At 69.6% G+C, this 11,068-nt stretch carries 12 protein-coding genes; 5 read left to right on the top strand and 7 right to left on the bottom strand.

The features are described from left to right. Positions 1 to 103: 103 nt before the first annotated feature. The 3 genes from AB0K52_RS24255 to AB0K52_RS24245 all read right to left on the bottom strand — a co-directional run bounded on the left by AB0K52_RS24255 (position 104) and on the right by AB0K52_RS24245 (position 3,267). Positions 104 to 1,924: a hypothetical protein gene (locus AB0K52_RS24255; protein WP_363536617.1), complete on the bottom strand. Its 1,821-nt coding sequence runs from the start codon at positions 1,922 to 1,924 to the stop codon at positions 104 to 106. A gap of 5 nt (positions 1,925 to 1,929) precedes the next feature. Further along, positions 1,930 to 2,247: a hypothetical protein gene (locus AB0K52_RS24250; protein ID WP_208499372.1), complete on the bottom strand. Its 318-nt coding sequence runs from the start codon at positions 2,245 to 2,247 to the stop codon at positions 1,930 to 1,932. 297 nt (positions 2,248 to 2,544) lie between these two features. Then, positions 2,545 to 3,267, bottom strand: a complete 723-nt coding sequence (locus AB0K52_RS24245) for a response regulator transcription factor (RefSeq protein WP_208499374.1) — start codon at positions 3,265 to 3,267, stop codon at positions 2,545 to 2,547. 448 nt (positions 3,268 to 3,715) lie between these two features. Between AB0K52_RS24245 and AB0K52_RS24240 the strand changes: the two genes are divergently transcribed. The 4 genes from AB0K52_RS24240 (at position 3,716) to AB0K52_RS24225 (ending at position 7,304) form a co-directional block, all read left to right on the top strand. Next, the gene (locus AB0K52_RS24240) at positions 3,716 to 4,789 is read left to right on the top strand and encodes a hypothetical protein (RefSeq protein WP_363536613.1); all 1,074 of its coding nucleotides are present in this window, start codon (positions 3,716 to 3,718) and stop codon (positions 4,787 to 4,789) included. Positions 4,790 to 4,856: 67 nt separating this feature from the next. Then, entirely contained in the window at positions 4,857 to 5,579 is a 723-nt protein-coding gene (locus tag AB0K52_RS24235) for a DUF2993 domain-containing protein (protein ID WP_208499377.1), read from the top strand. 499 nt (positions 5,580 to 6,078) lie between these two features. Next, complete coding sequence (locus AB0K52_RS24230; protein ID WP_363536610.1) at positions 6,079 to 6,930, top strand: sulfurtransferase; 852 nt, start codon at positions 6,079 to 6,081, stop codon at positions 6,928 to 6,930. Positions 6,931 to 6,992: 62 nt separating this feature from the next. Next, the gene (locus AB0K52_RS24225) at positions 6,993 to 7,304 is read left to right on the top strand and encodes a DUF1416 domain-containing protein (RefSeq protein WP_208499379.1); all 312 of its coding nucleotides are present in this window, start codon (positions 6,993 to 6,995) and stop codon (positions 7,302 to 7,304) included. A 118-nt stretch (positions 7,305 to 7,422) separates the two neighbouring features. On the opposite strand, the gene AB0K52_RS24220 is transcribed toward AB0K52_RS24225, so the two are convergent. Together AB0K52_RS24220 and AB0K52_RS24215 are read right to left on the bottom strand one after the other, a co-directional pair. Continuing rightward, on the bottom strand, positions 7,423 to 7,950 hold the full coding sequence (locus AB0K52_RS24220; RefSeq protein ID WP_363536607.1) for a hypothetical protein: 528 nt from the start codon (positions 7,948 to 7,950) through the stop codon (positions 7,423 to 7,425). A 116-nt stretch (positions 7,951 to 8,066) separates the two neighbouring features. Beyond that, positions 8,067 to 8,606, bottom strand: coding sequence for a hypothetical protein (locus AB0K52_RS24215; RefSeq protein WP_363536604.1), 540 nt, complete (start codon positions 8,604 to 8,606; stop codon positions 8,067 to 8,069). A 125-nt stretch (positions 8,607 to 8,731) separates the two neighbouring features. Here AB0K52_RS24215 and AB0K52_RS24210 point away from each other — a divergent pair, with 125 nt between their 5' ends. After that, complete coding sequence (locus AB0K52_RS24210; protein WP_363536601.1) at positions 8,732 to 9,481, top strand: AfsR/SARP family transcriptional regulator; 750 nt, start codon at positions 8,732 to 8,734, stop codon at positions 9,479 to 9,481. Positions 9,482 to 9,556: 75 nt separating this feature from the next. Here AB0K52_RS24210 and AB0K52_RS24205 read toward each other — a convergent pair whose 3' ends face one another. Next, positions 9,557 to 9,997 carry a carboxymuconolactone decarboxylase family protein gene (locus tag AB0K52_RS24205; RefSeq protein WP_363536626.1) on the bottom strand — a complete coding sequence of 147 codons (441 nt, stop codon included), beginning with the start codon at positions 9,995 to 9,997 and terminating at the stop codon, positions 9,557 to 9,559. 69 nt (positions 9,998 to 10,066) lie between these two features. Continuing rightward, the gene (gene sigJ, locus AB0K52_RS24200; protein ID WP_363536598.1) at positions 10,067 to 10,990 is read right to left on the bottom strand and encodes an RNA polymerase sigma factor SigJ; all 924 of its coding nucleotides are present in this window, start codon (positions 10,988 to 10,990) and stop codon (positions 10,067 to 10,069) included. Between the last annotated feature and the right edge of the window lie 78 nt (positions 10,991 to 11,068).

Raw genomic sequence — 11,068 nt, 5'->3', positions numbered from 1 at the left:
GAAGCGGAAGCGGAAGCGGAAGCGGAAGCGGAAGCGGAAGCGGAAGCGGAAGCGGGGCCGCGATCCAGAGGATCGCGGCCCCGCTTCCTGCTTGCTTGCGGCTCTATGCGTAAGGGTCGTCGTCGATGGCGCGGATGCCCCAGATCTCCTCGTCCTCCTCGAGCCAGTCGCGGTGCTCGCCCTCGGGCTGCTGGTCGCCGCCCATGCCGCGGCCGCCGCCACCGCCCATGCCGCCCATCATGCCGCCCATGCCGCCGCGGCCGGACCCCATCGAGCCGCCCGCGCCGGAGCCGCCGGCGCCCTCCATCGTGGAGGAGGCCGGGCCGACCGGGAACGCGCCGCCGCTGCCGAGCGTCGACCCGCCGCTGGCGAGACCACCGCTCACACCGCCGGGCGGCTCCAGGCCGCCGCCACCGCCGCCGCCGGCGCCCCCGGTGGGGTCCGGCGGCTCGCCGCCCGGCTGGAACCCGCCCGAGCCCGCGTCCAGGCCGGAGTACTCGTCGCCGAGCATGTCGGAGGCTTCCCGGAAGTTCGACGTGTTCGACGGCTTGGCCTCCGGAGTGAAGGACACCGCCGACTCCTCGGCGTTCTCCCACCGGTTGATGACGTCCTCGTTCGCGATCCGCGACCGCGACTCGTAGTCCTCCATGCCGTCGACCACGTCGTCGCTGATCGCGTTGTTCGCGTCGGCCTGCGCCCACGCCTCGGCCTGCTCCCGCGTGGGCGGCGGCTTCTCGTTCTTGTACTTGTCCATGTAGTACTGGGTCTGCGCCTCGACGTAGTTCCTGGTCTCGCGCAGGTAGTCGCTGTCGAAGCCGCCGAGCTCCAGCAGCGAGCCGAGGAGCCCGCCCGAGTGCCCGCAACCGTTCGTCACATCGCACTGTCCACTGCGGAACGGCGGACGGACGTGCACGTACGGGTCCGTGAACATCGTCTCGTGGTCCGAGATCCAGTACAGCGGCGCCGGATACGGCAGCTCGCCCGAGGAGCCGCCTTGGAGTCCGTAGAACTCGTCGGCCTTCTGCTCCAGCAGGCCCACGGCCCCCGAGGAGAGGTCGCCGATGTCGTCGCAGATCGACGCGCAGTTCGACATGACGACCTCGACCTGCTCGGCGAACGCGTCGAAGTCGGTGCCCTGCCAGTGCTCCGAGAGCGTCCGCAGACCCGCTTTCAGGTTCGCGGCGATCCCGGTGGTCGGGTCGGTGTCGAACCCGTCCTTGAACGCCTGCCAGTGGCCGCTGATCGCCCGGATCGCGTAGTTGTCCGGGTTGTCAGGGCGCACTTGGGAGACGAGCGACTGGATGGCGTCCTGGCCCGGCGCGGCCGTGCCGGTGGTGACGACGGTGAGGTTGTTGACCTGCCCGACCTCCGGAATAGCGGAGACCAGCTTGATCCACGCGCCCTCGGCGGGGTTCTCGAGGTTCTGGCAGGTCGAGTGCGGACAGAGCGCGCCGGAGAGGAACAGGGCTTCGGCGTCGCGGCGCTGGTACTCGATCTCCGCGGAGTTGTCGGGCGCGGCGCCGCCGTCCCATTCCTCGCGGGTGTACTGCTGCCTGCCGTGCTTGTCGTCCTCTTCTTCGTCGCCCTTGTCGTCGTCCTCTTCCTCTTCTTCCTCCTGGTCGTCGTCGTCTTCGTCGTCGTCCTCTTCGGCGTCGTCCTCGTCCGAGTCGTCGGCGTCGTCCCCCTCCAGGTCGTCGTCCTCGTCCTCCACGTCCTCGTCGTCGGATGTGTCGGCGTCGTCGGCGTCCTCGTCGTCGGGCTCGGGGGCCGCGTCGGGGTCGGCCGGGACGTCGGCGGGCGCGTCTTCGCCGTCGGCTTCCGCCTCCGGCTCGACCGCGCGGTCGGGGTCGAGCTCGTCGTCGTAGTTCGGCTGGTCGCCGAGGTCCGGGTCCTGCGCCTGTTGCTGCTGCTGCGTGTCGGACATGGCGGTCAGTCCCTAGCGCGCGTGAGGTGGACGGCGGAGGCCTCGTCGTCCGCGACGGCGCGCTCGGCGACGCCGTCGAGGGTGGCGATGATGCCGGTCAGGTCCGCCCGCAGGTCCTGGAGGTTCGACCAGGTCTGGCGGTGGAACTCGCGATAGGCCTCACGAGCGGTCACGGCGCTGTCGAGGAGCCCGAACCCGGGTTCGACGCCCAGCTCGTTGCCGTTGCGCAACTGGTCGATGAGGGTTTCGAGGTAGTCCAAACGGCCCTGGGCGATCTCGCGGAACACCGCGAGGGCTTCGGGGTCGACGGAGCGATCGGACACGGGGTCACACTCCAAGAGGGAAGGTTAGGTCCAAAGCGAACTCAATTCTAACCACCGTCAGCAATACCATGGGTACTCTGAGTTGCGGCTTTTGTCCCGATAGGACCTTTCTAGGACTCCATTTTGAATGGTAAGTTTTCCTTATTCGATCGCGTTTCCTCGACCGCGATTCGGATCAAAATCCACCGATCCACCAGGGAGCGCACTAGCCACTCTGTCAACTTCGGACACAACGAAAGAAGCGGGCCCGCATCGCGGACCCGCTCAAGACTTGACTCGCTCCGAATAGCGCCGGAATCAGGCGTCGACCCGCTCCGGGGCCGGCTCCGACTCGCGCAGGTTCTCCGGCGGCGGGGCCACGAACTTGTAGCCGACCTGCCGCACCGTGCCGATCATCGACTCGTACTCGCTGCCGAGCTTCGCGCGCAGGCGCCGCACGTGGACGTCGACCGTGCGGGTGCCGCCGAAGTAGTCGTAGCCCCACACCTCCCGCAGCAGCTGCTCGCGGGTGAAGACCCGGCCCGGGTGCTGCGCGAGGAACCGCAGCAGTTCGAACTCCTTGTAGGTGAGGTCCAGCGGCGTGCCCTTGAGCTTCGCCGCGTACGTGTCCGGGTCGACCGTGAGGTCCCCGGCGCGGATCACGGCCGGACCCGCGGCCGTCGCCGCGTTCGGCTTGCCCGTGGCCAGGCGCAGCCGCGCCTCGACCTCGGCCGGCCCCGAAGAGGCGAGCAGGAAGTCGTCCACACCCCAGTCGGCCTGCAACGCCGCCAGCCCCGCCTCGGTGACGATGGCGTAGAGCGGCACCGTCAGCCCGGTGGCCTGCAGGACGCGACAGGTGGCGCGGGCGTCGGCGAGATCGGACCGCGCGTCGACCATCACGGCATCGGGGCTCGGGCCGCTCAGCAGCGCCCGCACGTCCCGGCCGGCGTAGCGCGCGCGGTGGGGCAGCAGTTCCAGCGAGGGCAGGATCGACTCAGGGGACTCCGGAACGGGGTTGGAAGTGAGGATAAGGATTTCCACAGCAGTCCTCCGCTGGTTGGTGAGCACACGCGACTAACGCTCTTCCCGGCTTCGGCGGCGGGCGGGCTTACATGCGGTAGGTGGAGTCCTGGACAAGTGTAAACGGTCACCACCCAAAAGACCAGCGTCACCTTCGTGAAACCTCACCATGCGGGACGCGCCTCCGGTAGGGGTCCGACAAGCCGCGTTCACCGGACCGACACGGCCCGGTCACTCCCGCGCCCGGCGGCGTTGGCCCGCAGTCCGGTTCACTCCCCCGGCCCGGACCTGGGGCGCACGGGGGACCGATGCGGCGGCATCACGCGTCCACATGCCGGGACGACAGTCTGCGGCGACGATCCGGCACTCGGCGGACGCCGCGACACGCGCCGGACCGGGCGACCGTCCGCAAGGGTGACTCATGGCGAAGGACGCGAGCCCGGATTTCCTGCTGCCGTAGGCTGTGGACGTGTCGTACAGCCGACCCGACGAGACCTGGGGCTACGAGCCGCCCGGGGCGCAAGGCCCCACCGACGGCTCCGCCTGGGGCGACGCCTACGCGAGCGCCGACGAGCGCGCCGAAGACCGCCCCGGGCCCGACGCGCCCCCCGGCAGCACCGAGCGCCGCCGCGCCGCCGCCCGCGCCGGCCAGACCGGCGCGCACCCCCGCAACACCGGCTCCTACCGGACCACCGGCGCCGACGGCCGGGAGGACCACACCCTCCCGCCGCCCAGCCCCGCGCTCCTCCACCGCCTGCCCGCGGTCGCGGTCACCATCGTCATCAGCGCCGGGCTCGTCCTCGGCGCCCAGATGGAACGCCCCGTCTACGCCGCCGGGATCGCGGTCCTCCAGCTCGCCACCGTCGCCCTCGCGACCTGGGTTCGCAAGATCGACGGCGCCTGGGTGCCCCTCGCCGTCGCCTCCGCCCTGGCCGTCGCCGCCGACGCGGCCGCCGTCGCATGGCAGCCCGTCTCACTCGTGCCGATCACCGTGCTCCTCGCGCTGTCCTTCGCGGCAGCCGTCGCCGCGCAGCTCATCCGCGGCACGCACGTCGGCGTCACCGAGAACCTCGGGTTCACGATGATGCTCGGCGTCGCCGTCTGCGGCTACGCCTGCTACATCGCGCTCTCACGGCTCGGCTCCGCCCCGCCCGCCATGTACTCGGCCGTGGTCGCGGCCGGGACCGCGATCCTCGCCGCGCGCGCCGTCGACCTCGTCATGCCCGACCCGCGCATCAACCGGCAGGTGACGCGCGGCGCGTTCGGGATCGTCATCGGCACCATGTGCGGCACCGCGTCCGCCGCGTACGCGGGACTCGTCATCGAAGGGCCCGAGCCCTCCCACGCCGCCATCGGCGGGCTCCTCATCGCGCTCACCGCGGTCCTCGCCGACCTCGCGTGCGGGTACATGTCCGCGTCGCGGCGCATCGACGGCGCGGGCACCGCCCCGAACCCGGTGGTCAGCGCCGCCGGGCCGCTGCTCGCGTTCGCCTTCACCGGCCCCGTCGTCTACTTGTTGAGCGCCTATTACATGATCGACTGACGCATTCCGTCCGTCGCTCATCCCCCGGCGCACCCCGCCGGGCAGACCGCTCACAGGAGACCCCCTGGTGAAGATCCTCCGCCGCCTGCTCATCGCCCTCGTCATCGTCGTAGCGGTCGTCGCCCTCGGCGACCGGGTCGCGAACGCGCTGGTCGAACGCCGCATCGCGACCGAGGTGGCGAACACCGCCGCCGCGAACGGCGCGTACTCCGACCAGGAGCCCGACGTGAAGATCCACGGCTGGCCGTTCCTCACCCAGGCCTGGACCGGCGACTTCGAGCAGATCGACATCACCCTGCGGGACGTCGGCTCGAACGGGCTCACGTTCCCGTCGCTCGAACTCGAGGCGCACGACGTCGACGCCGACTGGCGCGAACTCACCGACGGCGGCGACGCCGTCGCCGACACCCTCGACGTCAAAGGCTCGGTCTCGGTCGACTCGATCGAGGCGATCATGGCCGAGCAGACCGGCTACGACCTGCAGATCAACGGAGACGGCACGGCTTCGCTGATCGGCTCGCAGGAGATCCTGGGCACCGAGGTCGAGATCGAGGCCAGCGGGCAGTTCGAATTCGGCGAGAACGAGCTCACGTTCACGCCCGACGCTGTCGAAGCGCTCACCGAGGGCCTGCCGGCCCAGGTGCAGCCGCTCGTCCAGCAGGCCGCCTCGCAGTTCGAGTCCACCGTGGCGCTGCCCGAACTGCCATATGGGATCGAGCTGACCGAGATCGCGTTCGACGGCGACGTCGTCACGGTCTCCGGGACCGCCCAGGACGTCGTCCTCACCTGATCCACCTGCCGTTGCACCGCCCGCCCGCGGCGTTCGCGGGCGGGCGCCGCGCTGCGCCGCGTCGTAACGCTGGGTCTTCGTCACAGTCCGCATCGCGAGAACGGGTATGGCTTCGGTCCGGGAAGTCTGCTAGCGTTCCTGCCATGCGCAAGCCGATGCTCACCAAGCGGCGCGCGATCGACTACTGCATGATCGCGACCACGCTCTGTCGAATGCCCTAGGCGACTCGCCCGGCCCCCGAGGCCCGGAGGCGGTCGCCGCATTGCGGCCCAGCGTGCGCGAACTACAGAGCAAGGCTTGCGACTCACCGAATCCCCGTTCCGCTGTCGAACAGCGGCACCCCGTGTGACGTCGAATCGGCTTGAATCCGGACGATCCGTCCAGGACGAATCCTGCTCAGCTGCGAATCGCAGCGTTCCGCCCCGCTCGCTCCACGTACTGGGCTCGCCCTCGAAACTTCGAAACCCAAGTCTCATTTACGTTCAGGAGAGAACAAGCCATGGCTCGTGAAGACGTGCTGGTCACCGCCGATTGGGCGGAAGAGAACCTCGACACCCCGGGCGTCGTGTTCGTCGAAGTCGACGAAGACGCCTCGGCCTACGACTACGGCCACATCAAGGGCGCGGTGAAGATCGACTGGAAGGACGACCTCCAGGACCCGATCCGCCGCGACTTCGTCAACCAGGAGCAGTTCTCGCAGCTGCTGTCCGAGCGCGGCATCAGCAACGACGACACCGTCGTCCTCTACGGCGGCAACAACAACTGGTTCGCGGCCTACGCGTACTGGTACTTCAAGCTGTACGGCCACGAGGACGTCAAGCTCCTCGACGGCGGCCGCAAGAAGTGGGAGCTCGACGCCCGCGACGTGACCGCCGAGGTCGTCAAGCGCGAGCCCACCACCTACGTCGCCAAGCCCCTCAACTGGGACCTGCGCGCCAAGCGCGACGAGGTCGAGGCCGCGATCGGCGTCAAGAACCTCATCGACGTGCGCTCCCCCGACGAGTACGCCGGCCGCCTCCTGGCCCCGGCCCACCTCCCGCAGGAGCAGTCGCAGCGCGCCGGCCACATCCCGACCGCGCTCAGCGTGCCGTGGAGCAAGGCCGCCAACGAGGACGGGACCTTCAAGTCCGAGGCCGAACTCCGCGAGCTCTACGTCGGCGAGGCCGGCCTGGACGAGACCAAGTCGACGATCGCGTACTGCCGCATCGGCGAGCGCTCCAGCCACACCTGGTTCGCGCTCCGCGAGCTCCTCGGCTACGAGGACGTGAAGAACTACGACGGCTCCTGGACCGAGTACGGCTCGCTGGTCGGCGTGCCGATCGCCCTCGGCGACGAGCCCGGCACCAAGTAACACCGGCGACGGTAGCCACGGCGAAGCTTGCGAGCCGTTCATTGGCACTGAAAGGAACAACCATGTCTGACAGCTGCGCTGCACCCGACCAGGACGCGGCCCTGCCGGCGTCGGTCGACATCGAGAAGGAGACCGTGCTCACGGGCACCGTCGTGAACGGCGAGGGCGAACTCGTGCAGGGCGCCTACGTGCGTCTGCTCGACGGCTCCGGCGAGTTCACGGCCGAGGTCGTGACCGGTGAGGGCGGGCAGTTCCGCTTCTTCGCCGCCCCCGGGAAGTGGACGCTCCGCGCGCTCTCGCGCTACGGCGACGCCACCGGCGAGGTCGAGGCCGCCCGCGGCCTCAACGAGACCAAGCTCGCCGTGAGCCGCTAGCTCACACCGAGACCGACCGGGGCGATTCAGCTCGTTACCCAGTCTGAAAGGCGGGGCCGCATCCGCGGCCCCGCCTTTTGCGTTGCCTCCGAAAGGGACCGCCAGGCCCCCGTCGGGTCTAGCTCACCTGGTAGGAGCTGGCGCGGTTGGCCCAGCCGCCGGCGGCGGTGTCGAGGTTGGCGAGGTTGTCGATCCAGGTCGACGAGGTCCCGGTGGCGGAGTCGTTGTCGAACAGCTTGACGTCGCAGGAGTTGTACGTGCGCACCGAGCTGGCCTTGTTGGTGAAGGTCCCCATGCGGGTGATCGTGAACTCGACCGGCGAGTACGCGGCCGAGCACGTGTGGGCGCCCGGCACGGTCAGGGTGTGGGTGCCGGTGGAGGTCCCGTAGTTGGTGTCGCCGTACATGCGCAGCAGGACGGTGTCCGCCTGCAGCCCCTCCGCGTTGGCGGCGAGGGCCGCCTCCGGGGAGTCGGCGCAGGTAAGCTCCTCGGTGACCACGTCGAAAACGCAGTGGTCGCCGGTGGTCTCGGCCTGCGCGGTGGCGGGCGCGAGTGCCAGCGCGCCCGCCGCGAGGGCGAGCGAGAGTGCCGCGGCGGCCTTGGCTCGCCTGCGGAGGGGGAAGTCTTGCCGTGTGGGTTCAGCCATGGCGGAACCGTATGCGCCGCAATGGATACGGCACCCGCTTCAGGTCGTATACGCGGCGTATACGCGATGAGGCCCGGGCGCTGCCGCGTCCGGGCCTCGTCAGTGTCGGTGCGGGTCTAGCTGACCTGGAAGGAGCTGGCGCGGTTGGCCCAGCCGCCGGCGGCGGTGTTGAGGTTGGCGAGGTTGTCGATCCAGGTGGAGGACGTGCCGGTGGCGTCGGAGCTGTCGAAGAGCTTGACGTCGCAGGAGTTGTAGGTGTGCGCGGAGCTGGCGCGGTTGCTCCAGCCGGCGGAGGCGAGGTTGACGACGGTGAACTCGATCGGCGAGTACGCGGCCGTGCAGTTGTAGGAGCCGTCGATGGTGAACGTGAAGGTGCCGTTCGAGGTGCCGTAGTTGGCGTCGTCGTAGAGGCGCACCAGGGTGCTGGTGGCCTGGATGCCGACGCTGTCGGCCGCGATGGCGGCTTCGGGAGTGTCGGAGCAGGTGAGTTCGTCGCGGGTGATGTTGTAGACGCAGTGGTCGCCGATGGTCTCGGCCTGCGCGGTGGCGGGCGCGAGGAGCAGTGCGCCGGCGGCGGCCGCGAAGGTGAGCGCGACGGCGGTGAGGGCGCGCTTGCGGTTGCCGGGCGCGTGGTGGTTCTTGTTGCGTGTGGCCATATCCGAACCGTATGTGGCACAGTGGATATGAAAGCAACTTCAGACCGCATACGCGGCGTATAAGGGGGCGCGTGACCTCATCGCGAACGCTTGCGGGCGTTCTTCGCCGGTCGGAGGAGTCTCACATGGAGTTCCGGATGCTCGGACCCCTCGAAGTGCGTATCGACGGGGTTCCCATTCATTTGGGGGGCAGCCGCCAGCAGACGGTGCTGGGGGTGCTGCTGGCGAATGCGGGGCGGCCGCTGCCGCGGCGGCGGCTGGGGAGTCTGGTGTGGAACGATCCGCCGCCTTCGGCCGGGCCGAATCTGCGCACCTATCTGCGGCGCTTGCGTTCGGCGTTGACCGATCCGCTGTCGCTCGAGTCGCGGGTGGTGGCGGACCGGCGTCAGGTGACGTTGCGGACCGAGCCGGGTGAGCTCGATCTGGAGGTGTTCGACGAGTGGTGCCGTACGGCGGACCTGGCGCGGAAGGCGGGTGACGGGGCGGCGGCGCTCGATTGGTACGGCAAGGCGCTGGGTTTGTGGCGTGGGAGTCCGCTGGAGGGCATCGACGTCGACAATCCGCTGTACGCCACCGCTGTCGAGCTCACGGAGCGGCGGTACGCGGTGGAGTCGCGGCGGTGGGAGCTGCTGGTGGAGTCGGGTGATTTCGGTGCGGCGATCGGTGAACTGCGCGCCGCCGTGGTGGCGAATCCGTTTCGTGAGCGGCTCGCGGAGCTGCTGATGCTCGCGCTGTACAAGGACCACCGGCGGTGGGAGGCGCTGCAGGTCTTCGCGGAGACGCGCGTTCGCATGGTCGACAGGCTCGGGCTGGAGCCGGGGCCCGAACTCCAGCGGACCCACCGCCGCATCTTGGAGGACGACCTGGAGCGGTAGGGCGGCATCGGGGTCGTGTGCCGGTGGGTCGCGGTCGGTCCGCCTTCCGCGGCGGCGGACCGACCGGTGGTGACGCTAGTCGTTCTCGGTTCGGTAGCGGGTGGTCTTGGTGACCGGGTCGTAGAAGCCGGCCGGGGTGCGGAGGATGACGTTGACGCGGTTCCAGGCGTTGATCTGGGCGCACATCGCCACCAGGGCTGCGATCTGCTCGTCGTCGTAGTGCTTGCGCACCAGCTGCCAGGTCTCGTCGCTGACGCCGTGCGGGTTGTCCGCGATGCGGGCCGACTCCTCGGCCAGGGCGAGCGCGGCCCGCTCGGGTTCGGTGAAGGCCGGGGCCTCGCGCCAGACGGTGACCAGGTTGAGGCGTTCGGGGTCCTCGCCGGCGTGCACGGCGTCCTTGTAGTGCATGTCGACGCAGAAGCCGCAGCCGTTGATCTGGCTGACCCGCAGTTTGAGCAGTTCCATGGTGGCGTGCGGGATCGGGCCGGTGTGGAACAGCTTCTCGTTGGCGAGCATGTGCTTGTAGTACTGCTTGGCGAACTCGGTCTCGGTGAAGGCGAGTCGGGGTTCCATGGCGGTTCCTTCCTACTGTTCGGCCCGGGTGATGCGCAGGCCGGCGAACTTCTGGGGATTGCGGAGGTAGTCGACGGTGGTGATGCGGCCGTCTTCGATGCCGAGGGCGATGACACCGTCGACGATGCCGCCGCCCACGGTGACCAGGGCGGGGCTGCCGTTGATCGTGATCGGGCGGTGGCTGCGGTCGGCGTACTTGCCGGAGACGCCGACGAGGAAGCGGGCGACTTTGTCCGCGCCGCGGATCGGGTTGCGGGCGGCCCTGACGAGTCCGCCCCCGTCCGAGGTGAGGACCGCGTCGGGGTCGAGGAGGCCGAGCAGGCCGTCGAGGTCGCCTGAGCGGGTGGCCTCCGAGAAGGCCTCGACGACCGCGCGGTGCGCCTTCGGGTCGACGTCGAACCTCGGTTGGCGCTGCTCGACATGTTCGCGTGCGCGGCTGGCGAGTTTGCGGCAGGCCGCGGGCGTGCGGCCGAGCGCGGTGCCGACCTCGTCGAAGCTGAGGCCGAAGACGTCGTGGAGGACGAACGCGGCGCGCTCGGCGGGGCTCAGGGTCTCGAGGACGACGAGCATCGCCCACGACATGGAGTCGGCGAGGCTCACCGAGTCGGCCGGGTCAGGCGCGGTCTCGACCGGTTCGGGCAGCCACGGCCCGACGTAGGCCTCGCGGCGAGTGCGGGCCGCCCGGAGGACGTCGAGGGCCAGGCGAGAGGTGGTGGTGACGAGCCAGCCGGTGAGGTCCTCGATCTCGTCGACATCGGTGCGCTGGAGACGGATCCAGGCGTCTTGAACGACGTCTTCGGCTTCGGCGACTGATCCGAGTATCCCGTAGGCCACGCCGAAGAGGCGGGGCCGCAGCTCCTCGAAGTGCGCGAGCGCGCGGTTCGCGGGAGGCCCCTCGGCGGGTGCCTCGGTGTGGTGCGCTTCCGTTCGGTTCATGCGAGGAGGACGGGGCATGGTTCAAGAGTGTGACATCGGATCGCAGATTGTGGCCGTCATCTCACTGAACTCGTAGGG

Origin of the sequence: Glycomyces sp. NPDC049804 (assembly GCF_040674615.1) — a bacterium.
GTDB classification, from domain to species: Bacteria; Actinomycetota; Actinomycetes; order Mycobacteriales; family Micromonosporaceae; genus Glycomyces; species Glycomyces niveus.
The sequence above is the reverse complement of the archived record's forward strand: the minus strand, read 5'-3'. Positions and strand labels throughout refer to the sequence as shown.

Coding starts and splice junctions, on each gene's coding strand:
- AB0K52_RS24210 (WP_363536601.1), top strand. CDS start 8,732: ATGGAGTTCCGGATGCTCGGACCCCTCGAAGTGCGTATCGACGGGGTT.
- sigJ (WP_363536598.1), bottom strand. CDS start 10,990: ATGAACCGAACGGAAGCGCACCACACCGAGGCACCCGCCGAGGGGCCT.
- AB0K52_RS24225 (WP_208499379.1), top strand. CDS start 6,993: ATGTCTGACAGCTGCGCTGCACCCGACCAGGACGCGGCCCTGCCGGCG.
- AB0K52_RS24230 (WP_363536610.1), top strand. CDS start 6,079: ATGGCTCGTGAAGACGTGCTGGTCACCGCCGATTGGGCGGAAGAGAAC.
- AB0K52_RS24205 (WP_363536626.1), bottom strand. CDS start 9,997: ATGCTCGCCAACGAGAAGCTGTTCCACACCGGCCCGATCCCGCACGCC.
- AB0K52_RS24215 (WP_363536604.1), bottom strand. CDS start 8,606: ATGGCCACACGCAACAAGAACCACCACGCGCCCGGCAACCGCAAGCGC.
- AB0K52_RS24220 (WP_363536607.1), bottom strand. CDS start 7,950: ATGGCTGAACCCACACGGCAAGACTTCCCCCTCCGCAGGCGAGCCAAG.
- AB0K52_RS24255 (WP_363536617.1), bottom strand. CDS start 1,924: ATGTCCGACACGCAGCAGCAGCAACAGGCGCAGGACCCGGACCTCGGC.